Source organism: Mesorhizobium sp. NPDC059054 (assembly GCF_042739215.1).
GTDB lineage: Bacteria > Pseudomonadota > Alphaproteobacteria > Rhizobiales > Rhizobiaceae > Mesorhizobium.
Genome location: NZ_JBHYHV010000002.1, coordinates 633,187 through 659,656 on the forward strand (window position 1 = coordinate 633,187; position 26,470 = coordinate 659,656).

A 26,470-nucleotide genomic window follows, 5' to 3' on the forward strand; every position below is an offset into this window, starting at 1 on the left:
ACGTCCAGTTCCGGCGATTGTCCCAGGGACACTCCCGCTGAAGCCCATAAACGAGTGAACCTGTCCCATGCATGGTTCTGACGTGGGACAGTTTTGCCCTGAAAGCTGCAGAAATGCTGAGTTCTCGGAGTGAGAATGGTGCGGTCGAGAAGACTCGAACTTCCACGGGTTGCCCCACAGCGACCTCAACGCTGCGCGTCTACCAATTCCGCCACGACCGCACGTGGTAGGGCCGGAGTGCACCGGCTCGCGGCGTGTAGCAAATCGTTTCCGGCGAAACAAGGCCATCGCCAGCAATATTCGCACCTTCCGGCAAAGAGTTTTCGCGGGGCGGACTTGGCTGGTCGCAGAACCCTGGATTGGCATACTTTTCCGGCCTGTGTACGGCTTCAATCCGGCAACGTCTTGTTCTACACCGGGCACGGACCCTTTCCCTTCAAACCGGTCGCGGGGAAAACATGCAAGGTGAGGAGCGTAACGAGGCCGATCCGATCCACGCCGACATTTATGGCGAGGACGGCGTCATCCGTGCGCCCTTCGTTGCCCACATCGGTGCCGCCATCGCCGACCGCGACATCCTCGCCCTCAAGCGGGAAGTGGGTGACCTGCATCAGTCGGAAGTGGGCGACCTGCTGGAAGCCCTGCTGCCCGATCAGCGCCGGGCATTGGTCGAACTTCTGGGTTCCGATTTCGACTTCTCGGCCCTGACCGAAGTCGACGAGGCGATCCGCCTCGATATCGTCGACAACCTGCCCAACGCGCAGATCGCACAGGCGGTGCAGGAGCTCGACTCGGACGATGCCGTCTACATCCTCGAGGACCTCGATCAGGAAGACCAGGACGAGATCCTGTCGCAGCTTCCGTTCACCGAGCGCATCAGGCTGCGGCGCGCGCTCGACTACCCGGAAGAAAGCGCCGGCCGGCGCATGCAGACCGAATTCGTCGCCGTGCCGCCGTTCTGGACGGTCGGGCAGACCATCGACTACATGCGCGAAGACAAGGATCTGCCGGACCGTTTTTCCGAAATCTTCGTCATCGACGCGACCTTCAAACTGCTCGGCGCCGTCGGGCTCGACCAGGTGCTGCGCGCCAAGCGCGCGGTGAAGGTCGAAGAGATCATGCATGAGACTCGCCACGCCATTCCGGCGACGATGGATCAGGAAGAGGCGGCGCGGGAATTCGAGCAATACGACCTTCTGTCCGCCGCCGTCGTCGACGAGAATGAACGGCTGGTCGGCGTGCTCACCATCGACGATGTGGTCGACGTCATCCAGCAGGAGGCGGAGGAAGATCTTCTGCGCATGGGTGGTGTCGGTGACGAGGAGCTGTCCGACACGGTGGCCGCCACGTCGCGCTCGCGCGTGCCTTGGCTGCTGGTCAATCTCTGCACGGCTTTCATCTCCGCCTCGGTGATCAGCATGTTCGGTGCCACCATCGAGGAAATGGTCGCGCTGGCGGCGCTCATGCCGATCGTGGCTTCGCTCGGCGGCAATGCCGGAACACAGACCATGACGGTGACGGTGCGGGCGCTCGCGACCCGTGATCTCGACATCTACAATGCCGGCCGCGTCATTCGCCGCGAAGTGCTGGTCGGGCTGCTCAACGGCGCCATCATCGCGACCCTGCTCGGACTGGTCGCCGGCACATGGTTCCAGAATGTGGATCTGGGCCTCGTCATTGCGGCCGCGATGATCGTCAATATGCTGGCGGCGTCGCTTGGCGGCATCCTGATCCCGCTTTTCCTCGACAAGTTCGGCGCCGATCCCGCGATCTCATCGTCGATCTTCACCACCATGATCACCGACGTCATCGGCTTCCTGGCCTTCCTGAGCTTTGCCAGTTGGTGGTTGCATCTGGGCTGAGGGGCCGCAGAGTGTACCAGTCGCCAATTGCCTAGGCTCATCGAGCTTCGAGCGGTGAAAACTCATTGCGCCGAAAAGCTGGGAGTTCAGGCGAGGGCGACTGGTGCAGATTTGAACGATTCTGGCGCCATAGGCAGTTGGATTGCGGAAACGATTGAGGATTTTTGCCTGCAATTGACTTTTACGTAAATGCCGTGCGAAGCTTCCGAGGAACCCGCATGCTGTTCGATTCTCGCATCATCCATGTGCGAGGTGGCACGACGGACAACGGCATATTTTAAAGCCATCTGCGCCCGGAGCGACAATGCGGGAATACTACACGATCACCGAATTGACGCGCGAATTCGATATCTCGACGCGCACACTGCGTTTTTATGAGGACGAGGGGCTGGTCGCTCCGGTGCGGCGTGGGCGTACGCGCCTATTCCGCCCCTCCGACCGCCACCTCATCCGCCAGATCCTGCGTGGCAAGCGGCTGGGCTTCGCTATCGCCGAGATCCGCGAGATCATCCAGATGTACAAGGAGCCGCCCGGCGAGGTCGGACAGCTCAAGCTCATGATCAAGCGCATCGAGGAGAAACGGGATTCTCTGCGCCAGAAGCGTCGCGACCTCGAAGAGACGCTGGCTGAACTCGACCAGGCCGAGGAATCCTGTGTGGAACGGCTGGTGGAACTGGGTGTCAGCACCTGAACCTGAGGACGCTGCCGCATCTCATCCTTTGGTAGCCGTCGGGTCGCCGCTGTGCTTTTCCGTTGTACTCCCATCACCGTCTCTGCAATGATCTGAGCACTATGCGAGCTGGGGGGCTCGACGGTGAACATGGATCTCAAAGGGCTCGACCTTGCCCTCGACAAGGTAGTGGAAGCGACGTTCAGTCCATCGCTGTGGCAGGACGTCGTCGAAAGCGTCGCGCAAGCGACTGGCTCATTTGGCGTCAATATCATCCCTGTGGCCAAACGTTCGCCTCAACTGATCATTGCCACCGAGAGCCTTGGCGGCGCGCTTGAGGATTATTTCAACGATGGCTGGCATGAAAACGACTGGCGTTTGCGCGGAGTGCCGCATCTTTTGAAGCAGGGCACCGCCTGCGAGCCGCAATACACGTCGCGCGACGAATTCGAACACCATCCCTACTACCGCTTCCACGCCAAGCACGGCATCGGGCGCTCGTGCATGGTCGCCTTTTCGACGCCGGAGGACATGCTGGTCATGACGTTGCACCGCAAGCTGGTCGATGATTTCTTCAGCGAGGAGGAGGTCTCGGTCCTGCGCGCGATGCGCGATCGGCTCACCATGGCGTCGACGTTGATGCGCAGCGCCATGCAGCATCGGGTCGCCGGCATGATGGAGGCGTTCGAGTTGGCGGATGTGGCGGCGATCTTCTTCAATCGCTTCGGCAAGGTGACGCGTGCAAACGACGCCGCGGTCCGGCTACTTGGAAGCGAGCTCCAGGTCAGCAATGGGGAGCTGCGCTCGCGCCGCTCCGACGAGACCATACGCATCCGGGAGCGCGTGCGCTCCGTTCTCAGCGAATCGTGGCTTCGCCCCGTCGGCGCGGATGGTCCGCTCCTCATCGCGCGCGAGGGCAGGCGCCCGCTGGCCATGCGCATCCAGAGGCTGGGTGGCAGCCTGCCTGACTTTTTCTCGCCGTCCGTCGGCGTTTGCCTGCTGGAGGATCCGGAGCGGCGCAGCGCTGCCGAGCCGCAGCTTCTGCGCCAGGCCTTCGGATTGACGCGGACGGAAGCCGAGATCTCCGTACTGCTTTGTCAGGGTATGCGGTTGAGGCAGATTGCCGAGCGGAAGTCGATTTCTTACGAAACGGCGCGTGCGCATCTGCGCTCGATCTTTGCCAAGACAGGTGCCAGCCGTCAGGCGGATCTCATCGTGCTGACGGGAAATCTTGGAAGCGTCGGCTAGCTGTCGCCGGCTGCACTGAAGTCATGCAAGACTCTTCCACGCTGCATTGAAACAGCAGGGTCCGACAACTCCGATGTATGGAAAACTGGTACGCCCAAGGGGAATCGAACCCCTGTTACCGCCGTGAAAGGGCGGTGTCCTGACCGCTAGACGATGGGCGCAGCCAAGGCGGCTTATAGTGGCGTTGTGCGCGGCGGGCAACCCGTCAAAATCGGGTTTTCTGCATTTTTTTCCAACCCTTGCGAAGAAGACCGGATAGCGCTGGATTCCTTGGGGTTCGGTACCTGGCCTGGAAGGATCGCGACCAGGGCGAGCCTGGGCCGTCAACGGGAGCTTTCGGAGGCGATTTTCCGCAGGAAGCTGGATGACGCGGGGAATCGACCTGCACGGGGCCGACTGTCTTTTCCACTCCGCGAATCGGAGCGGTCCGTGCCGCCAGTGCCTATCCCTGGAGCGGGGCGCGGCTTGCGGACATCGGTGTGGTGACACTTGTGCCTTTCCGGGGCAAGGGACATGCACGCAAAGCGGTAGGTGCATTGAGCCGCCATGCCTTTGGCCAGGGTTATGAGCCGCAGTACCGTTGCCAAACCGACAATCTTGCCTCCGCGGCGCTCGCCGAGGCATGCGGCCTGACGCTTTTCGGCAAATCGCAGTACGTTTCTCCCGACAGCACGGTCTGAACGACACGCTATGGACGTGTTATTCTCGCTGACGGGGAGAAAGACATGGCGTTCGCGATCAAGGCTGAGATTGCCGATCCGCAAGCGGAGCATTTTGCGTTCACTGCGCAGAAGACGATGTATGGCGGTAAGAACATCGCCGCCGGCGATACGATCTTTCTGTTCGCAAGCGAGAACGAGGGCGGGCATGGCCTCGTTGCGCGTGGCATCGTGCTTTCCGCGGAGGCGGTTGCGAAGCAAGCGGACATTGAACGGCAGACGCCGCGTGTCAGCATATCGGTCAGGCGCACAGCGCTTGCCAGGCGGCCACTTGGCCGCAGCGAACTCAGGCATCTGACCGACTGGCAGGATGGCAGGCCCGGAACCGAGCTCAATTTCAAGTTCTACCGGCAGGCGACAAACAAGATCGTCGGCATTACCGACGGCGCAGCGGCATTCCTGAAGGGATTTTTCTAGACGGTGGCTTAACCGCGGCGGCGGCAGCGCCAGTTCCAGTCGCGCTCGGGGCCGACGTCAACATGCACGGATTCGGTGTGGCAATAGGTGCCGACACCACCGCGCCCGGGCAGCGAGCGTACATAAGTCGCCAGATCCCACTTGCTGACGCCCGGAATCTGGATGTCGGCGGCGGCGCAATACATATGGAGCGAGTTCTTGGCGCCGCGCGCACGTACATTGCGGGCTTGGTCGCGATAGCCGGAGGTTACGATCATCTTCTTGCGGTAGTGCCCTTCGATCTGCTTCAAGACGCGCACCAGCGACGGTTTCAGACAAGCAACATCCACGCTTTCGGTCTGTTTCAGCAGGCCGTTGGGCGCGAGGCGCGCCAGGCCGGCGGCTGAAGCCACCTGATAGGAGCCACCCTCGTCGTCCTCATTGAGGTCGACATCGCTGTCATCGTAGGTGCCGGAACGGCGGGTGATCTCGAACAGCGCGGTCTTGCGCACGCCGGGCAGACTGTTGAATGCAGATGAACTGTCCGCGGAAGCCAGCGTCGCCTGCTTTTGGCCGGCCTCGGCGGAAGCCAGCGTGATGATCGGCTTGGCGGGCTTGTCTTCGGGGATGATCGCTTGTTTGGTTCCGGCTTGTTCCGCGGGCACGATCGGTTTTGGTTTCTCCGCGACCGGCGCTGCCTTGGCTGGTGACGAGCCGAACAACGAGGCCAGGAAGCCCTTCTTTTCCGGCTTGGCAGGCGCCGCCGGCATTTCGCCAGCCGTCACATAGACCGGATGGTTCATTTCCGGCGTTGCAGCGCTGGCTGTCTGCGGTGCCACGGCGGCTGGCTCGGCAGCTCGCTGGCTGGTCGCAACGCCTTGTTGCGGCAGGACGGCAGTGGTGCCAGCCGCGACCTGTTGGGCCGCAGCGGCCGTTTGCTGGGCGGTTTGTTCAGGCGCGACCAGCTGTTGCGGCGTGTTGCCGACGAGAGCCTGTGCATCGATCGGAGCGGTCAGCGGAAAAGTAGCGGTACCTGGTTTGGCGGACGGAAGATAGGCAATCTGTTCGGGCAGGGCGGTGTCGCCCTCTGCGGTCATCAGCGTCTGCGGGGTCGCCGCGGCGGCTTGGGCCGGATCCGTGGTGTTCGGAGTTCCCCGTGTGGTCGCGGCTGGATTTGTTCCGGCGTCGGAGGCTGCATAGTTCGGATTGGCGACGCCGAGGTCTGGCGCGCCCGTCGAGGTGCAGGAAGCCAGCAGCAACGCACACAACGCCGCCACGACGGCGCGGCGTTCTCCTTTCGCGAAGCGCGAGCTGCTTGCCCTCAAATCCAAATTCCCCCTCGCTAGCCGATCCGAACCGTCATCTCAGGCGCCAGAACGCCGCCGAATGATCGAGTTTCCGCAATCGGAAACGAGACCTGTGACAAATTCGCAAGCTTTCTTATGAAATCGTCCGAGCTTGCGTGATTTGCGTCAAATTGATGATTGACGTGACCATTTCGCCCGCTTTGGCGAAGAGGTCAACTCACCGCATATTACAGATTGTTACACTCTGACTTTTACATAGTCGCCGGGAGCGTCGCCCAGCGTTTCCATGGTCTTGCCCGGAATCCGGGCCGGCACGCGCTTGTCGTCCTTCGCCTCGATCCAGCGTTGCCAGTGTGGCCACCACGAGCCTGGGTTCTCGGTGGCGGCGGCGATCCAGTCTTCGAATCGTCCAACCGGTTTGCCGCCGGTCCAGTGCTGGTATTTGCCAAGTGCAGGTGGATTGACGACGCCGGCGATATGGCCGGAACCCGCCATCACATAGTCGACCTCGCCGCCGAAATACTGGCAGCCGAGGAAGACCGAGCGCGCCGGTGCGATGTGATCTTCCTTGGAAGCCAGGTTGTAGACAGGAATTGTGATGTCGGAGAGCGAAACCGTGCGCCCGGCAAGCTCCATCTGGCCACGCGAAAGGTTGTTCTCCAGGTAACAATTGCGCAGGTAGAACGAATGGTTGGCAGCCGCCATGCGGGTGGAGTCGGCGTTCCAGTAGAGCAGGTCGAAGGGAAGAGGCTCCTTACCGCGCATGTAATTGTTGACGACATAGGGCCAGATCAGATCGCCCGAGCGAAGCATGTTGAAGGCGGTCGCCATCTTGGTGCCGTCGAGGAAGCCTTTACCACGCATCGCGATTTCGAGTGCGGCGATCTGTTCCTCGTCGACGAAGACCTTGAGGTCCCCGGCATAGGTGAAGTCGACCTGGGTGGTGAAGAAGGTGACTGATTTGACGCGGTCATCGCGTTCCTGCGCCAGGAGAGCGAGTGCTGCGGCCAGAAGTGTGCCGCCGACGCAATAGCCGATCGCGTTGACGCCGCGTTCCCCGGTTGCCTGTTCGATCACGTCGAGGCCGTATTGCAGCCCCTCGCGGATATAGGCTTCCCAGTTCTTGGTGCCGTGGCGTTCGTCAGGATTGATCCAGGAAATGACGAAGACGGTATGGCCTTGTTCCACTGCCCAGCGAATGAAGGACTTCTCCGGGTTGAGATCGAGGATGTAGAACTTGTTGATCCATGGTGGGCAGATCAGCAAAGGCCGCTTCAGTACGGTCTCGGTTGCCGGGCTGTACTGAATGATCTCCGCGACGTCGGAACGGCCGACCACCTTGCCAGGGGTAACGGCTATGTTGCGGCCGATCTCGAATTTCGAATAGTCGGCTTGGCGCAGCTTCAGGTCGCCCTTGCCGGCGGCGATATCCTCGGCGAACATCTTCATGCCGCGCACCAGGTTCTCGCCGTGCGAGGATACGGTTTCGCGGAACAGTTCAGGGTTGGTGAGGATGAAGTTGGATGGCGAGATCGCGTTCGACACCTGCTTCACATAGAAGCCGGCCTTGTGTCGCGTGTGCTCGTCCAGGCCCTCGGCATGTTCGACAAGGTCGGCCGCCCATCGTGAGGTGACCAGATAAGCCTGTTTCAGAAAATCGAAGAAGGCATTCTTGCCCCATTCCGGGTCCTGGAAGCGTTTGTCGCCGCGTTCCGGTTTGACACCTGTGGCCTCGTCCTCGACGCCGCCGATGCGATGGATGGCGCTGGCCCAGACATTCATATAGCCCGCGAACAGCCTGGTCTGCGCCTCCAGGGCGCGTTGGGGGTCGGCCAGCCAATATTCGGTGAGCTTGGAGAAGGTCTTGACCATGTCGGCCATGGGCTCGGCAACGCTGTCGCGCACCTCGCCGCGTTCACGCGGTTCGGCCCAGGCGGAAGCGGCCTTGCCGGCCTGTTCGATGACGCGCGCCAGATTGAGCGCGAAACGCTCTGGGTCCTTTACCAGATACTGCTCGACGGATGGATGTTCATGGGCGTCCGTCTTGCCTGCATCAGGTCTGTCGGCCATGGTTTGCGCGGTTCCTCCCTAGCCATTTCTTGACATAGTATCATGCAAGGTCGAATAGGAGCCAATATGCTTTTGCTCTCCCATGATGGGAAAGTGAGCTTTAATGGCCATTGCGGGAAATAGTATGACGGATCGTGTTGGTCAGCTTCTGATTGCCGTCACAGGGCGGTTGTCGCTGGCGCTCGTTCTTGCCGGCGGTCTTGCCATGGCTGGCTGCGCCAGTTCGAGCAGTGGACGTTCAACGGCCGTACAGTCTGGTGGCTCGGTGACCGGGCCAAAGGATACCGGCACATTCCCCAATCTGAACATCAAGCCGCAGAATGCGGCAACGCAGTTCACCGAAGACGAGAAGAACGCCAAGCTGGCGCAATTGTCGGCCGCCAAGTCCAACGTGCAGGCGCATCCGGGTGATCCGGCTGCCGCGGCCGATGCCGCCGAGCTCGACAAGCTCAAGGCCAGCCACGCCAAGGACGCCCTGAAGCAGATTGGGGCCAAGTGCGACCCCGCCCTCGACCCGAATTGCAAATAACGTTATAGCGCGCCGCCAAGCGCCCCTCGATCGGAACGAACATGGAAGAGTTTCACAAAGTCCGCCGTCTTCCACCCTACGTCTTCGAACAGGTCAATCGCCTGAAGGCCAGTGCCCGGTCACGCGGCGCCGACATCATCGACCTGGGCATGGGCAATCCCGATCTTCCGACCCCGAAGGCCATCGTCGACAAGCTGTGTGAAGTGGTACGCGATCCGCGCACGCATCGCTACTCGTCCTCGCGCGGTATTCCTGGCCTGCGCCGCGCCCAAGCCAATTATTACGCCCGCCGTTTCGGTGTGAAGCTCAATCCCGACACCCAGGTCGTGGCGACCCTGGGCTCCAAGGAAGGCTTCGCCAATATGGCGCAGGCCATCACCGCGCCGGGCGATGTGGTCTTGTGCCCGGATCCGACCTATCCGATCCACGCCTTCGGCTTCATCATGTCGGGCGGTGTCATCCGCTCGCTGCAGGCCGAGCCGAATGACGGCTTCATTCCGGCGCTGGAGCGTGGTGTGCGCCATTCCATCCCGAAGCCGCTGGCACTGATCCTCAACTATCCGTCCAACCCGACGGCCTATGTCGCCACACTCGACTTCTACAAGGACGTGGTGGCCTTCGCGAAGAAGAACGACATCATCATCCTGTCGGATCTCGCCTATTCGGAGATCTATTTCGACGGCAACCCGCCCCCTTCGGTGCTGCAGGTGCCGGGCGCGATCGACGTCACCGTCGAGTTCACTTCGATGTCGAAGACCTTCTCCATGCCCGGCTGGCGCATGGGTTTCGCCGTCGGCAACGAGCGGCTGATCGCGGCGCTGACGCGCGTCAAGTCCTATCTCGACTACGGCGCCTTCACGCCGATCCAGGTCGCGGCCACCGCGGCGCTCAACGGTGATGGTTCCGACATCGAGGAAGTGCGCGATATCTACCACAAGCGCCGCGACGTGATGGTCGATGCCTTCGGCCGCGCGGGCTGGGACATCCCGGCGCCCGCCGCCACGATGTTCGCCTGGGCACCGATCCCCGAGCCGTTCAAGCATCTCGGTTCGCTCGAATTCTCCAAGCTGCTGATCGAGCACGCCGATGTGGCTGTAGCGCCTGGTATCGGCTTCGGTGAGCACGGCGACGATTACGTGCGCCTGGCTCTGGTCGAGAACGAGCACCGCATCCGGCAGGCGGCCCGCAACATCAAGAAATTCCTGGCGACCACCGCCAAGCAGCCCAACAATGTGGTGCCACTGGCAGCACATCGCTGAACTGCCGCAGACAATCCTGAAAGACCGAGAAAGAGGGGCCGTCCATCATGGCTGAATCCTTGCGTGTTGGAATTGCCGGCCTCGGCACCGTCGGGGCTTCGGTGGTGCGTGTGCTCACGGAAAAGGCGGCCGAACTAACCCGCCAGTGTGGCCGCACCATCACCGTGACCGCCGTCTCTGCGCGCAGCCGTGGCAAGGATCGCGGTGTCGATCTTTCCAATGTCTCGTGGTTCGACAATCCGATCGATCTCGCCCGTTCGAACGAAATCGATGTCTTCATCGAGCTGATAGGCGGCGACGAAGGCCCCGCGCGCGAAAGCGTGAAAGCTGCGCTCGAAGCCGGCCGACATGTGGTGACGGCCAACAAGGCACTGCTTGCCAAGCATGGCGTGGCGCTGGCCGAGATCGCCGAGAAGAAAGGCGTGCTGCTCAACTATGAGGCGGCGGTGGCCGGCGGTATTCCGGTCATCAAGACGATGCGCGAGGCGATGGCCGGCAATTCGGTCAACCGCGTCTTTGGCATCCTGAACGGCACCTGCAATTATATCCTGACCCGCATGGAGGCCGAGGGCCTATCCTTCGAAGCGTGCCTGAAGGATGCGCAGCGTCTCGGCTATGCCGAGGCTGATCCGACCTTCGACATCGAAGGCAACGACACCGCCCACAAGCTCGCCATCCTCACCAGCCTGGCTTTCGGGCATAAGATCGCTGCCGACGACATCTATCTGGAAGGCATTTCCAACATCACCCAGGCCGACATTCGTGCCGCCGCCGAACTCGGCTATCGCATCAAGCTGCTCGGCGTTGCCCAACGCACCGAAAGCGGTATCGAACAGCGCGTGCACCCGACCATGGTGCCGACCGCCTCCGTGATCGCACAGGTGCACGGCGTTACCAACGCGGTGGCTATCGAGACCGACATCCTGGGCGAATTGTTGCTGTCCGGCCCCGGTGCCGGCGGCAATGCCACGGCCTCGGCGGTGGTCGGCGATATCGCCGACATCGCCAAGAGCCAGCCCGGCTTCCAGCACGGACCGGTGTTCGGTCGTCCGGCCAAGGAACTGAAACCTTACAAGAAAGCACAGATGCGCAGCCATGCCGGCGGCTACTTCATTCGCCTCACCGTGCACGACCGTGTCGGCGTATTCGCTTCCGTGGCCAAGCGTATGGCCGACAACGATATTTCGCTGGAATCGATCGTTCAGCACGCTGTCGGGCCGGAGGTCGTCGACAAGAAGACCGTCATTCTCGTCACACACGAAACGACGGAAGCGGCGGTGCGCAAGGCGGTGGAGGCCATCACCAAGGACGGTCACCTGACCGACAAGGCGCAAGTGATCCGCATCGAGCGGGCCGGCTAACAAACGCACGTCAGCAATTATCTGACGGTGCGTGGCCGGGAATTGCCTCAGATCCAGCGGCGTACGCGCTTGGCATAGTCGTGATATTTCTTGCCGAATTTGCCAGCGAGCGTCTTTTCCTCGCGCTGGATCACCAGCTTGCTGGTTACCAGCCCCGCGACGAAGGCAAGCAGGATGAGCCAGATGTTGCCGGTGATCAGCCCGATGCCGACAACCAGCGTTGCCAGCGACAGATAGATCGGGTTGCGGCTGATGCCGAACGGACCGCCGGTCAAAAGATGTGTCGGCGTGGCCACTGGGTTCAGCGGCGTCCTGGACTTGAACATCATGCGGATGGCGGCGAACCACAACGCAACCGCGCCCAATGCCGCCAGCCAGCCGAAGCCGAACAGGATGTCGCCCAGGACATCGCCGAACCAGGGCAAGGGGTAGAGGATGCCCAGGACAACCCCTGCAATCAACGCGATCAGGAAGATGACGGGCGGTAGCGGAAAGGGCAGGCGTACGGCATCGGTCATTGCGGTTCCCCCGGGCTCATGGCGTCCTCGGTCTGAACCGTGCAGGTGCTGATGAGATCGCTGAGGCGGGTCCTGGCCGAAGCCGACTGGTCGCCCCTCATGATGCCGGTCAGCAGCCCGTCCTTTTCGACCGCGGTGAGCATGCATCCACAATAGCGCACGCAGAAGGCGGCGTCGCGGCTGTCCTGGCACGATGCCTGGCAGGTATTGGTGAAGCCGAGCTTCTGATCTTGTGCCGGGGCGGGCCACGCTTGCGCAAACAGCCATACGCAACCGATCAACACGGGCTGGTGGATCAGGTAGAAGGCCAGGCTGTGGCGGCCGATGAAGGTGAGGGGACGCTGAAATGTCTGGCTGAGTGAAATGGTCGCCAGTCGTTCGAACAAGCCGGCCGCCTTGGCCAGTTTGGCCACGCCGATGCCGATCATTACCGCACCGAACCAGGGAAACAGCGGGACGTAGTCGTTCGAGCGCGGGTCGGCCGAGGAGAGGCCGACCCATAAAAGTGCAGGATGATCGAAAAAGGGCGAGCGCAGATAGAAGGGAGCCGCGACCACCAGCGCGGCGGCGACCAGCGTCAGCAGCGCAGGCAGGCGCAGGAACAGAAGGCCGAGCACGCTGGCCAGCGCGATCTGATGCAGGATGCCGAAGAAGATGAAGCTTTCGGGTGTGGCGAAATAGGTCGCCACAGAGATCGCAGCCGCCGCCACCGCCACCATGGCGAAGCGGATCCAGAAGCCCCGCCAGCGGATGCGCTCGCCATGCGCGAGTACAAGCGAGACACCGACCAGGAAGAGGAAGCTCGAGGCGATACAGCGTGCATAGAGCTTCCAGGGGCCGTGCGCGGTCAGTCCCAGGCTCGTGTAACCGAAGAATCCGAGGTCCCAGGTGAAGTGGTAGCTGGCCATTGCCAGAAGCGCGATGCCACGCAAGACGTCGATCAGCGCAATGCGTCGGGAGGAGGAAATCTGCTGTTCAAGGCTCATGCGGCAGGATTCGAAATTGCAACCGTGCCATGCCTAGCATGGATGCGGGCGAAGCGAGAGTGGGCGGGAGATGCACTGCATCTTCTTTCAAAAGGAAGAAAATCGCTGGCGCCGTTGTACCAGCCCTCAAAACCCGTTGGCCGGCTTCGCATTCCGGCATGAGTGCGTCGGTTTCCTGCTACCGATTCGGCCGTCAGCGACGCAGATTTCCGTTGCGAGTCGCTAGTCTGGGAATTCATGTCCACGCACGTCCGCCATCCGATCTGGCTACCGGCTGTGCAGCCGGCGGACGCGCGCACCTTCGCCTCGCTCTATGCCATCGAATCCTGCGCGCGCGCCACGGTCGCCTCAGTTATCCCGATCCAGGCCTATGAGATCCTGAAGAACGAGCAGACGGTCTCGATCCTCTATACGATCGTGTCGCTGCTGGGCCTGTCGGTCACGCTGTTCATGCCGATGCTCATCCATCGCTTCGCGCGCAGATGGGTTTACACGGCTGGCGCGCTGCTGCTTGCCATCGGCTCGCTCTTCTTCGTCACCCATTCGCTGCCGGGCCAGATCATCGGCATGCTCTGCCGGGTGATGGGGGCGAGCGCGCTGTCGATCACGCTCAACCTCTACATCATGGACCATATCCGCAAGACCGACCTGATGCAGGCCGAATCCTTGCGCATGGCGTGGTCGATGATCGCCTGGACGAGCGGGCCCACGCTCGGCATCTTCCTCTATACGCGCTACGGCATCTATGCCGCGCACGGAGCGGTTGCCGTCTTCGCGCTCTGTCTGCTTGCGCTGTTCTGGTACTACCGGTTGGGCGACAATCCGATGATCGTGCCCGGCAAAAGCCGACCCATCAATCCGTTCGCCAATATCGGGCGCTTCGTCAGCCAGCCGAGGTTGAGGCTCGCCTGGCTCATCGCCTTCGGCCGGTCCTGCTACTGGACCACCTTCTTCGTCTACGGCCCGCTGTTCATGGTCATTACCGGCCAGGGCGAACTCGCCGGCGGCTTGCTGGTCTCGGCCGGCAACGCTCTTCTGTTCGCAGCGATTTACTGGGGCAGGGCAGGCAAGCGTTATGGCGCGCGCAACGTGATGACGCTTGCCTTCATCGGGATGGCGATATCGCTCTGGTTGGCTGGCGCCATTGGCGAACTCATTCCGCTCGCCACCGCCGGGCTGCTGCTGGTCGGTGCCCTGTTCACCATCGCGCTCGACGCCATCGGCTCCACCGCCTTCATGCGATCGGTGCGTGCCTATGAGCGGTCGCAGATGGCTGCGGTCTATCGCACCTATCTCGACTTCTCGGAACTGACGCCGCCGCTGGTCTATTCCGTGGTGCTGACGTTCTTCGGGTTGGGATCCGTTTTCGCCACACTGGGCTGCCTTGCTGCCGTCTGTGCGCTTGTCACCTGGCGATATCTGCCAAAGTCGATGTAACGACCGCCTGCCGCAATGACGCTTCCGCATCCGTAGATGGCGGAATTTGGTTTGCCGGACGCTGCGATTCTTTCTATAGTCCGCCTGTCGTCGGTCCCTTCGGGACCAAGAGGGAATACGGTGGGGAAGGGGAAATCCATCCGAAGCCGTGGCTGCCCCCGCAACTGTGAGCGGTAGTCCTCTCCAATGCCACTGAGGTTTGCCTCGGGAAGGTGGGGAAGGGCGCTGATCCGCAAGCCAGGAGACCTGCCGGCGACAGCAATGACGGTAATGCCCTCGGGTGGAGGGCGAAAGGACAGACCATGAATACCGCTTCCGTTTCTCTCGGCGCCTCGGCCTCCTCGCAGTCGCGTTTCCTGCAGCTGGCACTTGCCGGTCTGCTCGGCATTTTCGTCATCGGCTTCACTGGCTTCTCGCATATCGAAGCCGTCCACAACGCTGCCCACGACGCGCGCCACTCGATGGCGTTCCCCTGCCACTAACCAGGGGGAACCCGTCATGTCTGTTTTTCGCAACGTCGTGTTCGTCGCGGCGATCGCGGGTCTATTGGCCGGCATTGTTCTCGCTTGCCTGCAGGCCTACGCAACCGTTCCGCTGATCCTGAAGGCGGAAGTCTATGAGCAGGCCGCGGGCGGCCACGAACATGCGGCCGCGCCTGCGGCACCCGCAGCCGATGCCGGCACCAATGCGATGAGCTCGGCGCCGGCTCCTACCGCCGCTCCGGCCGAGGAAGAGGAAGGCTGGGCGCCTGCCGATGGCGTCGAACGCTTCTCCTTCAACGTGCTCTCCAACGTCGTCACCGGCATCGGTTTCGCGTTGATCCTTGTTGCGTTCTCGGAATTCGCCGGCGGCATCGGCAATTGGCGCCAGGGTGTGTTCTGGGGGCTTGCCGGCTTTGCAGTCTTTACGCTGGCACCGGGTCTCGGCCTGCCGCCGGAGCTGCCGGCGATGCCGGCTGCCGAACTGCTGCCCCGGCAGGTCTGGTGGATTTCCACCGTCGCTGCCACGGCCATCGGTCTGGCGTTGATCGCCTTCCGCCGCTCATTGCCGCTGACGGTGCTCGCCATCGTGCTGATTGTCGCGCCGCATGTCGTGGGCGCGCCGCAGCCGGAGAGCTATGACACGCCGATCCCGGAAGGACTGCATCACCAGTTCGTCGTGGCGGTCACGCTGACCAACCTGGTGTTCTGGGTTGTGCTGGGCGTTGTCGTCGGCGTCGTGCGCGGTCGTTTCACCGGGCAGTCGGCGAGCCTTCGCGACAGCTTTGCCTGATCGCCTGACCTTGGTTATCGGCGGTGCGCGCTCGGGCAAGAGCGCGCATGCCGAAAAGCTGGTTACGGCGCTGCCGGCGCCGTGGACCTATATCGCGACCGCCCAAGCTTATGACGATGAGATGCGCGAACGCATCGCGCATCATCGTGCTCGGCGTGGCGAAGGCTGGGAAACGGTGGATGCGCCACTCGACCTCGTCGGGGCGTTGGAGCGCTTGCCCAAAGGGCGTCCGGTGCTGGTCGATTGCCTCACGCTCTGGCTCACCAATCACATGCTGGCTGAGCATGACGTGGAGGCCGAATGCGCGAAGCTGAAGGCCGCACTGTCGAAACCACGCGGCCCGTGGTTCGTGGTGTCCAATGAGGTCGGCCTTGGCATCGTGCCGGACAATGCGCTGGCACGCCGCTTCCGTGACGCCGCCGGGCGTCTCAACCAGCAGGTCGCAGCGGTCGCCGACAGTGTGGTGCTGACCGTTGCCGGCCTGCCGCTCAAGGTGAAATGACATGACCGGAATCAATGAGAGCGAAGCCGAGCGCCATCGTGCCAAGATGGCCAAGCGCAAGGCGGTGCAGGATGCCGAGGTGGCGCAAAAGACGATCGAGAAAGGGCTGCTCATCGTCAATACCGGGCCTGGCAAGGGTAAGACCACGGCGGCCTTCGGACTGGCGCTGCGCATGCTGGGCTACGGCCGGCGTGTCGGTGTCGTGCAGTTCATAAAGGGCAAGTGGCATACCGGCGAGAAGGACGCTTTCAAGGCCTTCGGCGATCAACTGGTGTGGTATTCAATGGGCGAAGGCTTCACCTGGGAAACACAGGACCTGAAGCGAGACATCGCCGCTGCCGAAGCTGCCTGGGTCAAGGTGGAAGAGCTGATGGCAGACCCTTCAATCAGCCTGCTGGTGCTGGACGAACTCAACATCGCGCTGCGCTATGATTATCTGGATATCGACCGTGTCGTGACTGTGCTGAAGGGGCGGCGCGATGATCTGCATGTCGTCGTTACCGGTCGCAATGCCAAGCCGGCGCTCACCGAAGCTGCCGATCTCGTCACCGAGATGGGGGCGACCAAGCATCATTTTTCCGCCGGCGTGAAAGCGCAGCAGGGAATAGAATTTTAGCGCATCGGCCCGAAAATCGGAATCGATTTTCGGAAAGCACGATGTGCAGCTTAAAAGTGTTAGAGCGTCCTTTGCGCGTCCGAACGGACGCGCGGCGCTCTAAAGGCTACCAGATCATCAGCGCGATCGCGCCGAGCAGTACGATGAGCAGCATGTCAGCGGTCCAGTAAAGCCTCAGCGCCTGGCGGATATCGGCGCTGGTGACGCCGACGCGGCCGCCTTCTCCCATGTAGCGGCCTTCCACCAGGACACCGCCGTAGGAACGTGGGCCGGCAAGCGCCAGGCCCAGAGCGCCGGCCATCGCGGCCTCCGGCCAGCCGGCATTGGGCGAGCGATGAAAACGGGCGTCGCGCCGCATGGCGCGCCAGGACTCGGCCGGATCAGCGCCCTTGACGAAAAACGCGGCGGCGACGATCAGCAGGCCGGTCAGGCGCGAGGCGGGCAGATTGATGAGGTCGTCGAAGCGCGCCGCTGCCCAGCCGAAAGCCTCGTGGCGCTCGGTGCGGTGGCCGATCATGGAATCGGCGGTGTTGGCGGCCTTGTAGGCGGCACCACCGGCCAATCCGCCGACGCCAAGCCAGAAGGCGGGGGCGACGATGCCGTCCGAGAAATTCTCGGCCAGGCTCTCGATGGCGGCACGCCCGACAGCGGCTTCATCGAGTTTTTCCGGGTCGCGGCCGACGATCATCGAGACCGCCTTACGCCCGGCAACGAGACCGCCGCTGTCGAGGGCGTCAGCCACTGCTTCGACATGGCTGGCGAGGCTCTTCTGCGACAGAAGCGAGCTTCCGAGCAGTGCGACGGCAACAATGCCGAGCGGCAGGGCAAGCAGGGCCGATTCGGCGAGCCGAGCGATCGTTGCGGGCACGACAACGATGACCAGCAGCGCAAACAGGCCGGCCATGCGACGCGCCGCGTCGCTGTCGGCGGCGCGGTTGAGCCCGCGATCGAGACAGGATATCAGGGCGCCGATCCACGTCACCGGATGGCCGATGGCGCGAAACAGCCGGTCCGGATAGCCGAGCCGAGCTTCGATCAGCAGCGATAGAAAGGCGGTCAGGGCGGACATGCGGCTTCCAGGCGAGGCAATTGCGGCAGTTGATCACGGCGGAAGTCTTGGCCGGGCGCGGGCACTGTTTCCTGACGCACCGGAACCGTTCGTCGATCTCTCGACCGGGATCAATCCGCACTCCTATCCACTTTTCGATCCGCCCGCCACCGCCTTCACCCGGCTGCCGGAAGCAGCACGGCTTTCCGAATTGCTGGCGGTTGCTGCGGCTGCCTATGGCGCGCAGTCGGCCGGGAACGTGGTCGCGGCGCCGGGCACCCAGATACTCTTGCCGCGGGTCGCCTCGCTGGTGAGGGCAGGCCGCGCGCTGGTGCTGTCGCCAACCTATGCCGAACACGCCCGGGCAGCCGCCATTGCCGGCCACGTCGTTTCCGAAACGACGGATTTCGATGCGCTGGCCGAGGCGGACCTCGCCATCGTGGTCAATCCCAACAATCCGGACGGGCGCGTCGTTTCGCGCGAGCGGCTGCTTAACCTTGCAGATCGCATGAAGGCAAAGGGTGGTCTGCTCGTGGTCGACGAAGCCTTCATGGATGTCGGCCCGCGCGAGGCGAGTCTCGCTGCCGACGCCGGGCATGGCGGGTTGGTGGTCCTGCGTTCCTTCGGCAAGTTCTTCGGGCTTGCCGGCGTGCGGCTCGGCTTCACGCTGACGGAGCGCGCGACGGCCGCACAGCTCAACAGCCAGCTTGGCCCCTGGGCCGTGGCGGGGCCGACACTGGAGTACGGCATCCGCGCGCTTGGCGACATCGCGTGGCAAGAGGCGATGCGGCGGCAATTGACGAAGGACGCCGCCCGGCTCGATGCATTGTTTGCCGGCCGAGGCGTGCCGGTGGCTGGCGGCACTTCATTGTTCCGCTATCTGGACTTCGGCAACGCGTCAGGCCTGTTCAACGCGCTCGGGCGGGAGGGTATCCTGCTGCGCCATTTCGCGGAACGTCCCGGCACGCTGCGTTCCGGTCTGCCTGGTTCGGAAGAGGAGTGGCAACGGCTGGACGCCGCTCTTGCAGGCTGGGCCGCGAAGGATGATGGTTCCCAAAACAGGATCCGCGCATGATCATCGTCTGTCCGCTCTCCAAGGTCGAAGCCACTGTCGATCGTGCCGGTGCTGAGCGGCTGCTGTCCTTGCTGGCGGCAGGCACCGATATGGTGCGCCCCTTTGCCATCCGGCCGGAGAACCATCTGCATCTGGTCATGCACGATATCGCAGAGGCGCAGGAAGGCATGACCTTGCCCGGCGAGGAGCATGTGCGCGCTTTGCTTGGCTTCGCGCATGACTGGGACCGGTCGCGACCGCTGGTGGTCAATTGCTATGCTGGCATCAGCCGTTCGACGGCTTCGGCCTACATCATCGCGGCTGCTCTCGCTCCCAAGCGTGACGAGATGGAGCTGGCGAAGACATTGCGTTGGCTTTCGCCTTCGGCCACACCCAATCCACGCCTTGTCGCGGTGGCAGACCACATCCTCGGCCGCGATGGCCGCATGGTCGCGGCCATTGCTTCGATCGGTCGCGGTGCCGATGCTTACGAGGGCGTGCCGTTCGAGCTTGAGATCGAGTGAAGTGCTCGGCCTCACAGAACCCAATCGCTCAATTTCGCCTCACGCACGTCCTTCAGCAGTGCGATGAATCCGTCGGCCTGATGCTCGGCGGTCAATCGGCCCTTTTCGGCGGTGGCAATCGAAGCATCGCCCACCACACCGTTGGGGTTCAAATCACTTGCGATCCAGGCATAGGCGTGGGTGCCGGTCTGGCGCAGCAGTGAAAACGCCTTCTCTGCCTTGGCGACGTTGGAAACGAAGTTCTCAGCCTCGTCCATGGCGACCAGGTCCGGGCGAAAATGCAGCATCAGCGAGGTTTCGACATCGCCGCCATGGATGCCGTGGCGATCCTCGAGTTCCGTATACATGCCGGCGGGGCGGCCGAAGCGCTGCCAGCTCGTCTTCACGGCTAGCATTTTTTCGCGCACGCGCAGTTCGCGCGTGACGATGCCCATGATCTCTTCATTGCCGCCGTGCGAGTTGACGACGACGAGTTTCTTCAACCCGGCGCGCGCGATGGAAAGGCCCAGTTCGGTCCAGGCTTCGATCAGCGTCGAGGGCGGCAAGGTGAGCGTTCCCGGTGCATGCACATGTTCGTTGGATTTGCCGACGGCCTGCACAGGCAGGATACGGATGTCGAGGTCGGCAGGCAGGCGCTCGATCACCGTCTCCAGCATGCCGTTCATGATGCTGGTGTCGGTCGACACCGGCAGATGCGGGCCGTGCTGCTCGATCGCCGCCACCGGCAATACCGTGATCGTCGTTTCCGGGTCTATGGAAGCATATTCCGTGGTGCGGAAATCGCCCCACCACACGCGTCTTTTCGTCGTCACATCAGTCTCCGGATTGTGGGCAGCCCATTCGGGCTTGTCTATCACAAGGAAAGGGCGCGGGCTGCTCACCCTGCCGCAATCACCTCCACCTCGACCTTGAATTCCGGTCGCGCGAAACCGCCGACGATCATCAGCGTGGACGCCGGTGCCGGGTCCGCAAAGGTGCGGTCGCGCACGGCCATATAAGGCCTGAGATAAGCGCGATCGGTGACATAGGCGTTGATGCGCACGACATCCTTCAGGCTGAGGCCGGCCTCAGCCAATACGGCAGCGATGTTCTTGAAGCAGAGCTCGGTCTGTTCCTCGACCCCTTCGGGGATGTTGTCATCGGCGGTGATTGCGACCTGGCCGGCGCACAGGATGAGCCGCTTGCCGGCAGGGACTTCGACGCCATGGCTATAGCGGGCGAAAGGCGGCTTGATCGATTTGGGCATCAGATAGCGGAACATCGCGGTCTCCATTCGAGGCAGCGAAACTAGGCCCGCTTGAGGTTGCGATTCAAGCACTGCTTGCGCGGTGCAAACATTACTTTGATCGTGAACTACTCATGGACAGCTGCCTGGAAAGTGGGCACGATGACGAACGAAGCTGCAGGGCAGGGAATACTCATCGCAATGTTCTTCCGGAAATGCGCGGCGGGTGTTGTGGCACGGCCTTTGCTTTGTCGGTCGATAGTGATGCTGTGCTCCGGGTGAGCGAAGGGGAGAGGAAATCGATGACGAAGATCTTGGCCAAGGCCACTGTGGCGGCCGCGGTGTTGTTCGGCGGTTGGATGTCCGCCGCGACGGCTAACGAGAAGGTGACGTTTGCGACCAACTGGCTCGCCCAGGCCGAGCATGGCGGCTACTATCAGGCCGTCGCCGACGGTTCCTATGCCGCCTGCGGCCTCGATGTCACCATCCAGCAGGGTGGCCCGCAGGGCAGCGGACGGCCGCTGCTGATGGCCGGCAAGATCGATTTCTACATGGGCGGCAACATGCTGCAGGCATTCGATGCCGTGCATCAGGGCATTCCCTTGCGCGTCGTTGCGGCCACCTTCCAGAAGGAACCGCAGGTCATCATGGCGCATCCGGGCGAGGGGCTGGACAAGTGGGAGGACCTGCCCAAGGCCGACCAATACATCATCGGTGACGAGGGGGCGCAGAGCTTCTTCCTGTGGATGGTGTCTGAATTCGGCTTCGACGCAGCCAAGCGCGTGCCTTACACCTTCAACCCGGCTGCCTTCATTGCCAACAAGAAGTCGATCCAACAGGGTTATGTGACTTCCGAGCCGCATGCGGTTGCCAAGGAGGGTGGCTTCCAGCCCAATCTGTTCCTGCTCGCCGACAATGGCTTCAACACCTACGCCACCACGATCGAGGCGATGCAGACCACGATCGACAAGCGGCCCGAGGTTGTTCAGTGCTTCGTCGATGGTTCGGCCAAGGGCTGGTACAATTACCTCTACGGCGACAACAAGGCCGCCAACGAAGCGATCAAGAAGGACAATCCTGACATCAACGACGAACAGATCGCCTTCTCCATCGAGATGATGAAGAAGTACGGCATCGTCGATTCCGGTGACACCGAAAAGCTCGGCATCGGCGCCATGACGGATGAGCGCATGCAGAGCTTCTACGACAAGATGGTCAAGGCAAAGGTGCTGCCAGCCGGCATCGACATCAAGAAGGGCTACACGCTGCAGTTCGTGAACAAGGGTGTCGGTCTCGATCTGAAGAAGTGAGTGGTATCCCGGCAAATCGCGTGGCAGGCGCAGGCCCCGTCCTTCTCCCGTAGGGGGAGAAGGGGAAACGGGCGCTTATCCGCGGAAAGGCACTGATGTTGCAGAAGGTGGCCGACAGGGACGACAGCTGGCAGCGCGGAGCCGCACCGCTGCTTTCCTTCAAGGGCGTGGGCAAGGTGTTCTCCAATGGCGTGACCGCATTGGACAACGTCAATCTTGCTGTCCGCGAGGGCGATTTCGTCAGCCTGCTCGGTCCTTCGGGCTGCGGCAAGTCAACGGCGCTCAGGTTGATCGCCAGGCTTTCCACCCCGACCTCCGGCCAACTGGAGTGGCGCAAAGCATTGGGTGACGACTGTGTCGGTTACGTTTTCCAGGAACCGACCCTTCTGCCCTGGGCAAGTGTGTTCGACAATGTCTGGCTGCCGCTGCGCCTGCGCGGTGTGTCGCGCCTCAAAGCCACGCCGGCGGTGATGGAGATGCTGGCGCGCGTGCATCTGGAAAACTTCGCCGACGCGGTGCCGAGGGAACTTTCCGGCGGCATGAAGATGCGCGTTTCCATCGCGCGCGCCATGGTCACCAAGCCGCGCGTGCTGCTGATGGACGAGCCGTTTGCGGCCTTGGACGAGATCACGCGCTTCAAGCTCAACAATGACCTGCTGGAACTCTGGCAACAGGAACGTTTCACCGCCGTCTTCGTCACCCATAGCGTGTTCGAAAGCGTCTTCCTGTCCAGCCGTATTGTCGTGATGGCGGCCAAGCCGGGACGTGTGTTCCGCGACATGACGGTCGATGCGCCTTATCCGCGCGACGAGGCGTTCCGCACGTCATCAACCTATGCGGAGCTGTGCCGGCGGACGTCTGACGAGCTGAGCGCGGCCATGGATGCCCAGGTGGAGGCACGGCCATGACCGCCATCGACAACCGGTCGGTCGTGCTCGACCCTGAAGAGGCGCGGCGCGTTCGTCAGCAGCGGCTGGAGAAGATAGGCTCCTGGGTGCTGCCGCTTGCCATCATGGTACTGGCGGTCTGGTTCTGGGACCGTATCTGCGTATGGAACGACATTCCGAAATACATCCTGCCGAGGCCAGGCGTCGTGGTGCAGACCTTGCAGGACGACGCGCCGCTGCTGTTCTCTTCGTTGCTGGTCACGCTCAAGATCACGTTCCTCAGCCTTGCGCTCGCCATTCTCGGCGGGGTGGGGCTGGCTGTGCTGTTTGCCCAGTCGAAATGGGTGGAGATGTCGTTCTTTCCCTTCGCCGTCATCCTGCAGGTGACGCCGATCGTGGCGATCTTTCCGCTGATCAACATCTATGTCGACAACCAGACCGCCAAGCTTTTGCTGTGCGCCTGGATCGTCGCCTTCTTTCCGATCCTCTCCAACACGACGCTGGGGCTGAATTCGGTCGACCGCAATCTTCGCGATCTGTTTCAGCTGAACGGCGCCACGCGTTGGCAGGAGCTGTGGCACCTGCGTCTGCCGGCGGCCATGCCCTATTTCCTCGGGGGGCTGAAGATCGCTGGCGGCCTCTCGCTGATCGGTGCCGTGGTGGCTGAATTCGTTGCCGGCACGTCCGGCCAGGCTTCGGGTCTCGCTTCGCGCATCATCGAGGCGGGATATCGGCTGAACGCGCCACGGCTGTTCGCTGCCCTCATTCTGATTTCACTGACCGGCATCGTCATCTTTCTCGCACTGTCATTGCTGTCGCATCTCATTCTGCGCCGCTGGCACGAGAGCGCGCTGAAGCAGGAGGCATGATGGCGGACGCTTCATACAATTGCCGAGGCTGCATCCCGTTCACGTCGAGTGACCGGGCCGTGGCGGACGCGGAGGTGTATTGAACAAGCTGCCGATCCCGCCATCTGGAATCTATACATTTGAAAATGCTCGCCTTCATGCCTCGCTGACTGTCGGGTTCGACGGCCTTGCCGACGCAGACGGCTTTGTGAGTGCCGATGTCGCCATCAATGGCGGTCGCATTGTCTCCATTGCTCCTCACCGTTTGGGAACGCCGGCTTCTTCAGGGGCGCTCGACCTCAAGGGCCGCATCGTCCTGCCCTGTTTTGTCGACTGCCACACCCATCTCGACAAGGGTCATATCTGGCAGCGTAGCCCCAATCCGGATGGTTCGTTTGCCGGTGCATTGTATGCGGCACATGCTGACCGGACGGCGCGCTGGAGCGCAAAGGACGTTTCGCGGCGCATGGATTTTGCATTGCGCACGGCTTTCGCGCATGGAACCAAGGCCATCCGCACACATCTCGACAGCGCGGCGCCCCAGGACGCCATTTCCTGGCCGGTATTCGAGGACATCCGCGAAAAGTGGCATGGGCGCATCGACCTGCAGGCGGCTTGCCTCGTCGGTATCGAGGAAACCCGTGACCAAGCCTGGTTTGCAGGATTGGCGCGGCGCGTGGCCGGGGCAAGGGGCGTTCTCGGCGCAGTCACCTATATGGTTCCCGATCTCGATGCCTTGCTCGACCGGATGTTCGCGCTTGCCATCGAACATGGCCTCGACCTTGATTTCCATGCCGACGAGACCGACGCGATCGATGCGATCTCCCTGAAAAAAATAGCGGAAGCGGCGTTGCGTCATCGTTTTGAACGCAAGATCCTCGTCGGCCATTGTTGTTCCCTGGCGCGTCAGCCTGACGGCGAGGTGCTCGATACTTTGGACAAGGTGGCGCGGGCAGAAATCGCCGTCGTGTCGTTGCCGATGTGCAATCTCTACCTGCAGGATCGCCGGCATGACCAAACCACGCCGCGCTGGCGCGGCGTGACACTGCTACATGAAATGAAGGCACGCGGTATTCCGGTCGCGGTGGCTTCCGACAACACGCGTGATCCATTCTACGCCTATGGCGATCTCGACATGCTCGAAGTCTACCGCATGGCGACGCGTATCCTGCATCTCGACCACCCGGTCGGCGATTGGCCACGCGCGGTCGCGCAGACGCCGGCCAAGACGATGCAACTCGACAATACGGGTGTGTTGCAGCCAGGCGGACCGGCAGATCTGGTTGTTTTCAAAGGGCGGAACTGGACCGAGCTGTTGTCGCGCCCGGAAGCCGATCGCATTGTCATCCGCGACGGCAAGCCGATCGACACCAGCCTGCCGGACTATGCCGAGCTCGATGATCTGATGGGGGCATGATGGATATCGCGGCGCTGAAACGAGACCTCGAGGGGCTCAAGGTCGAGGATAACGAAAAGATCGTCCAGCAGAAGAGCCGCGACTTCTACTGGTACAGCCCTGTGCTCAAGCGCCAGCTCGAACATGTCACCGGCGATCTCGTCATATCGCCGAAATCCGAGGCGGAAGTGGTGCGCATACTCGCGGCCTGCTTTTCGCATCGTGTGCCGGTGACGCCGCGCGGCACGGGCACCGGCAATTACGGGCAGGCGATGCCGCTTTCCGGCGGCGTGGTGCTCAATCTGGCTGAAATGAACGAAATCGTCGCGATTTCTCCCGGCCGTGTGGTGTGCCAGCCGGGTGCGATCATCGCCGATATCGATCGCGCGACGCGTGCACATTCTGCGCAGGAACTGCGCCTGCACCCTTCCACCTACAATACGGCTTCCATCGGTGGGTTCATCGCTGGCGGCTCTGGTGGTGTCGGCTCGATCAATTTTGGCGGTCTGCGTGACTTCGGCAACATCGTCCGGCTACGCGTCGTAACCATGGAGGCCGAGCCAAGGATACTGGAATTGACCGGCGAGGATCTGCACAAGGTCACCCATGCCTATGGCACCAATGGCATCATCACTGAAGTCGAGATGCCGTTGACGGCATCCTATGACTGGGTGGACGTGCTGATCGGTTTCGACAGCTTCATGGGCACTGCGCGTTACGCCAACGCACTGGCCTGCCAGGATGGGCTGCTGACCAAATTGATCACGCCGATCGCCGCGCCGGTTCCGCAACTTTATTTCAAGAGGCACCAGAAGTTCCTGCGCGAGGGGCAAAGTATCTGCGCGATCATGGTCGCCCCGCATTCGCTCGACGCATTCCTTGCCTTCACGCGACGCGAAGGCGGTGAGGTTATCTTCAACGCTGCCACGTTGAGTGAGGAGGAGAAGAAGGGCCTGCCGCCGGCCTTCGAACTGGCGTGGAACCACACGACGCTGCGGGCGCTGCGCGTCGATCCGTCGATCACCTACCTGCAATCGCTCTATCCGTTTCCCAATCATCTGGCCTTGGTTGAGAAGATCGACGCGATGTTTCCCGGCGAGGTGTTCTCGCATCTGGAGTTCGTGCGGTTGGACGGCAACATCACCTGTTTCGGTCTGAACCTGGTACGCTTCACCACGGAAGAGCGGCTGGACGAAATCGTGCAGCTGTTTGAGGAGAATGGCTGCCCGATCTTCAATCCGCACCGCTATACGCTGGAGGAGGGTGGCATGAAGCAGACGGATTCCGTCCAGCTCGCCTTCAAGCGCGAGGCCGACCCGCAAGGGCTGCTCAATCCCGGCAAGATGATCGCGTGGGAAAATCCTGACTACGATTACCGCTCTGGAAGGACGTTCCTTTTCAAAGGCTTGGCGAAGGCTGGTTAAGC

Annotated in this window: 27 protein-coding genes, 2 tRNA genes and 1 riboswitch; of the genes, 20 read left to right on the forward strand and 9 right to left on the reverse strand. The window is 62.1% G+C overall.

The window, feature by feature from the left end; genetic code table 11:
• Positions 1 to 136: 136 nt before the first annotated feature.
• Positions 137 to 221 (reverse strand) — tRNA-Leu (locus tag ACFWXH_RS10785).
• Between the two features lie 237 nt (positions 222 to 458).
• Here ACFWXH_RS10785 and mgtE point away from each other — a divergent pair.
• The 3 genes from mgtE (at position 459) to ACFWXH_RS10800 (ending at position 3,780) form a co-directional block, all read left to right on the forward strand.
• A complete protein-coding gene (gene mgtE, locus ACFWXH_RS10790; protein WP_379120032.1) occupies positions 459 to 1,862 on the forward strand; it encodes a magnesium transporter in 1,404 nt (467 codons plus the stop codon).
• Positions 1,863 to 2,166: 304 nt separating this feature from the next.
• A complete protein-coding gene (locus tag ACFWXH_RS10795; RefSeq protein ID WP_054308087.1) occupies positions 2,167 to 2,553 on the forward strand; it encodes a MerR family DNA-binding transcriptional regulator in 387 nt (128 codons plus the stop codon).
• Positions 2,554 to 2,682: 129 nt separating this feature from the next.
• A complete protein-coding gene (locus ACFWXH_RS10800; RefSeq protein WP_379120902.1) occupies positions 2,683 to 3,780 on the forward strand; it encodes a helix-turn-helix transcriptional regulator in 1,098 nt (365 codons plus the stop codon).
• 86 nt (positions 3,781 to 3,866) lie between these two features.
• On the opposite strand, the gene ACFWXH_RS10805 is transcribed toward ACFWXH_RS10800, so the two are convergent.
• Positions 3,867 to 3,941 (reverse strand) — tRNA-Glu (locus ACFWXH_RS10805).
• A 255-nt stretch (positions 3,942 to 4,196) separates the two neighbouring features.
• On the opposite strand from ACFWXH_RS10805, the gene ACFWXH_RS10810 reads away from it, so the two are divergent.
• Both ACFWXH_RS10810 and ACFWXH_RS10815 read left to right on the forward strand, forming a co-directional pair.
• Complete coding sequence (locus ACFWXH_RS10810) at positions 4,197 to 4,460, forward strand: GNAT family N-acetyltransferase (protein ID WP_379120904.1); 264 nt, start codon at positions 4,197 to 4,199, stop codon at positions 4,458 to 4,460.
• A gap of 45 nt (positions 4,461 to 4,505) precedes the next feature.
• Complete coding sequence (locus tag ACFWXH_RS10815; RefSeq protein ID WP_379120034.1) at positions 4,506 to 4,916, forward strand: hypothetical protein; 411 nt, start codon at positions 4,506 to 4,508, stop codon at positions 4,914 to 4,916.
• A gap of 8 nt (positions 4,917 to 4,924) precedes the next feature.
• Here ACFWXH_RS10815 and ACFWXH_RS10820 read toward each other — a convergent pair whose 3' ends face one another.
• On the reverse strand, positions 4,925 to 6,226 hold the full coding sequence (locus tag ACFWXH_RS10820) for a D-Ala-D-Ala carboxypeptidase family metallohydrolase (RefSeq protein WP_379120036.1): 1,302 nt from the start codon (positions 6,224 to 6,226) through the stop codon (positions 4,925 to 4,927).
• 213 nt (positions 6,227 to 6,439) lie between these two features.
• Positions 6,440 to 8,272 (reverse strand): class I poly(R)-hydroxyalkanoic acid synthase, encoded by a 1,833-nt coding sequence (phaC, locus tag ACFWXH_RS10825; protein ID WP_379120038.1) that lies wholly within the window; start codon positions 8,270 to 8,272, stop codon positions 6,440 to 6,442.
• 124 nt (positions 8,273 to 8,396) lie between these two features.
• Here phaC and ACFWXH_RS10830 point away from each other — a divergent pair, with 124 nt between their 5' ends.
• Genes ACFWXH_RS10830 through ACFWXH_RS10840 form a run of 3 tightly spaced genes read left to right on the forward strand, consistent with a single transcriptional unit; the run spans position 8,397 to position 11,421 of the window.
• The gene (locus ACFWXH_RS10830) at positions 8,397 to 8,801 is read left to right on the forward strand and encodes a hypothetical protein (protein WP_379120040.1); all 405 of its coding nucleotides are present in this window, start codon (positions 8,397 to 8,399) and stop codon (positions 8,799 to 8,801) included.
• 41 nt (positions 8,802 to 8,842) lie between these two features.
• Positions 8,843 to 10,060 carry an LL-diaminopimelate aminotransferase gene (locus tag ACFWXH_RS10835; protein ID WP_054308080.1) on the forward strand — a complete coding sequence of 406 codons (1,218 nt, stop codon included), beginning with the start codon at positions 8,843 to 8,845 and terminating at the stop codon, positions 10,058 to 10,060.
• 47 nt (positions 10,061 to 10,107) lie between these two features.
• Positions 10,108 to 11,421, forward strand: coding sequence for a homoserine dehydrogenase (locus ACFWXH_RS10840; protein WP_379120042.1), 1,314 nt, complete (start codon positions 10,108 to 10,110; stop codon positions 11,419 to 11,421).
• Between the two features lie 47 nt (positions 11,422 to 11,468).
• Here ACFWXH_RS10840 and ACFWXH_RS10845 read toward each other — a convergent pair whose 3' ends face one another.
• Together ACFWXH_RS10845 and ACFWXH_RS10850 are read right to left on the reverse strand one after the other, a co-directional pair.
• A complete protein-coding gene (locus ACFWXH_RS10845; protein WP_379120044.1) occupies positions 11,469 to 11,939 on the reverse strand; it encodes a methyltransferase family protein in 471 nt (156 codons plus the stop codon).
• Positions 11,936 to 12,925, reverse strand: coding sequence for a DUF1624 domain-containing protein (locus ACFWXH_RS10850; protein ID WP_379120046.1), 990 nt, complete (start codon positions 12,923 to 12,925; stop codon positions 11,936 to 11,938). Before ACFWXH_RS10850 ends, ACFWXH_RS10845 begins: the two co-directional genes overlap by 4 nt.
• A gap of 237 nt (positions 12,926 to 13,162) precedes the next feature.
• Between ACFWXH_RS10850 and ACFWXH_RS10855 the strand changes: the two genes are divergently transcribed.
• The 5 genes from ACFWXH_RS10855 (at position 13,163) to cobO (ending at position 16,752) form a co-directional block, all read left to right on the forward strand.
• Positions 13,163 to 14,362 carry an MFS transporter gene (locus ACFWXH_RS10855; RefSeq protein ID WP_379120048.1) on the forward strand — a complete coding sequence of 400 codons (1,200 nt, stop codon included), beginning with the start codon at positions 13,163 to 13,165 and terminating at the stop codon, positions 14,360 to 14,362.
• Positions 14,363 to 14,436: 74 nt separating this feature from the next.
• A riboswitch (cobalamin riboswitch) is annotated at positions 14,437 to 14,631 on the forward strand.
• Between the two features lie 33 nt (positions 14,632 to 14,664).
• On the forward strand, positions 14,665 to 14,844 hold the full coding sequence (locus ACFWXH_RS10860; protein WP_379120050.1) for a CbtB-domain containing protein: 180 nt from the start codon (positions 14,665 to 14,667) through the stop codon (positions 14,842 to 14,844).
• Positions 14,845 to 14,860: 16 nt separating this feature from the next.
• Entirely contained in the window at positions 14,861 to 15,634 is a 774-nt protein-coding gene (locus ACFWXH_RS10865) for a CbtA family protein (protein WP_379120052.1), read from the forward strand.
• Positions 15,627 to 16,136, forward strand: coding sequence for a bifunctional adenosylcobinamide kinase/adenosylcobinamide-phosphate guanylyltransferase (gene cobU, locus ACFWXH_RS10870; protein WP_379120054.1), 510 nt, complete (start codon positions 15,627 to 15,629; stop codon positions 16,134 to 16,136). The genes ACFWXH_RS10865 and cobU overlap by 8 nt, the downstream gene beginning before the upstream one ends.
• Position 16,137: 1 nt before the next feature.
• Positions 16,138 to 16,752, forward strand: a complete 615-nt coding sequence (gene cobO / locus ACFWXH_RS10875) for a cob(I)yrinic acid a,c-diamide adenosyltransferase (RefSeq protein WP_379120057.1) — start codon at positions 16,138 to 16,140, stop codon at positions 16,750 to 16,752.
• 106 nt (positions 16,753 to 16,858) lie between these two features.
• On the opposite strand, the gene cbiB is transcribed toward cobO, so the two are convergent.
• Positions 16,859 to 17,821, reverse strand: a complete 963-nt coding sequence (gene cbiB, locus ACFWXH_RS10880; RefSeq protein ID WP_379120059.1) for an adenosylcobinamide-phosphate synthase CbiB — start codon at positions 17,819 to 17,821, stop codon at positions 16,859 to 16,861.
• Here cbiB and cobD point away from each other — a divergent pair.
• Together cobD and ACFWXH_RS10890 are read left to right on the forward strand one after the other, a co-directional pair.
• Entirely contained in the window at positions 17,820 to 18,875 is a 1,056-nt protein-coding gene (cobD, locus tag ACFWXH_RS10885) for a threonine-phosphate decarboxylase CobD (RefSeq protein ID WP_379120061.1), read from the forward strand. The two genes, cbiB and cobD, sit on opposite strands and share 2 nt — an antisense overlap.
• Positions 18,872 to 19,378, forward strand: a complete 507-nt coding sequence (locus tag ACFWXH_RS10890; RefSeq protein WP_379120063.1) for a tyrosine phosphatase family protein — start codon at positions 18,872 to 18,874, stop codon at positions 19,376 to 19,378. The genes cobD and ACFWXH_RS10890 overlap by 4 nt, the downstream gene beginning before the upstream one ends.
• Before the next feature lie 11 nt (positions 19,379 to 19,389).
• Here ACFWXH_RS10890 and ACFWXH_RS10895 read toward each other — a convergent pair whose 3' ends face one another.
• Both ACFWXH_RS10895 and ACFWXH_RS10900 read right to left on the reverse strand, forming a co-directional pair.
• On the reverse strand, positions 19,390 to 20,190 hold the full coding sequence (locus ACFWXH_RS10895; RefSeq protein ID WP_379120065.1) for a creatininase family protein: 801 nt from the start codon (positions 20,188 to 20,190) through the stop codon (positions 19,390 to 19,392).
• Between the two features lie 65 nt (positions 20,191 to 20,255).
• Positions 20,256 to 20,639, reverse strand: a complete 384-nt coding sequence (locus ACFWXH_RS10900; protein WP_054308067.1) for a RidA family protein — start codon at positions 20,637 to 20,639, stop codon at positions 20,256 to 20,258.
• A gap of 323 nt (positions 20,640 to 20,962) precedes the next feature.
• On the opposite strand from ACFWXH_RS10900, the gene ACFWXH_RS10905 reads away from it, so the two are divergent.
• The 5 genes from ACFWXH_RS10905 (at position 20,963) to ACFWXH_RS10925 (ending at position 26,468) form a co-directional block, all read left to right on the forward strand.
• On the forward strand, positions 20,963 to 21,913 hold the full coding sequence (locus tag ACFWXH_RS10905; protein WP_379120906.1) for an ABC transporter substrate-binding protein: 951 nt from the start codon (positions 20,963 to 20,965) through the stop codon (positions 21,911 to 21,913).
• 95 nt (positions 21,914 to 22,008) lie between these two features.
• Positions 22,009 to 22,821 carry an ABC transporter ATP-binding protein gene (locus tag ACFWXH_RS10910; protein ID WP_379120067.1) on the forward strand — a complete coding sequence of 271 codons (813 nt, stop codon included), beginning with the start codon at positions 22,009 to 22,011 and terminating at the stop codon, positions 22,819 to 22,821.
• Positions 22,818 to 23,669, forward strand: coding sequence for an ABC transporter permease (locus tag ACFWXH_RS10915; RefSeq protein WP_379120069.1), 852 nt, complete (start codon positions 22,818 to 22,820; stop codon positions 23,667 to 23,669). The genes ACFWXH_RS10910 and ACFWXH_RS10915 overlap by 4 nt, the downstream gene beginning before the upstream one ends.
• Before the next feature lie 79 nt (positions 23,670 to 23,748).
• Positions 23,749 to 25,065 carry a cytosine deaminase gene (locus ACFWXH_RS10920; RefSeq protein ID WP_379120071.1) on the forward strand — a complete coding sequence of 439 codons (1,317 nt, stop codon included), beginning with the start codon at positions 23,749 to 23,751 and terminating at the stop codon, positions 25,063 to 25,065.
• On the forward strand, positions 25,065 to 26,468 hold the full coding sequence (locus ACFWXH_RS10925) for an FAD-binding oxidoreductase (RefSeq protein WP_379120907.1): 1,404 nt from the start codon (positions 25,065 to 25,067) through the stop codon (positions 26,466 to 26,468). Before ACFWXH_RS10920 ends, ACFWXH_RS10925 begins: the two co-directional genes overlap by 1 nt.
• Positions 26,469 to 26,470 lie beyond the last annotated feature (2 nt).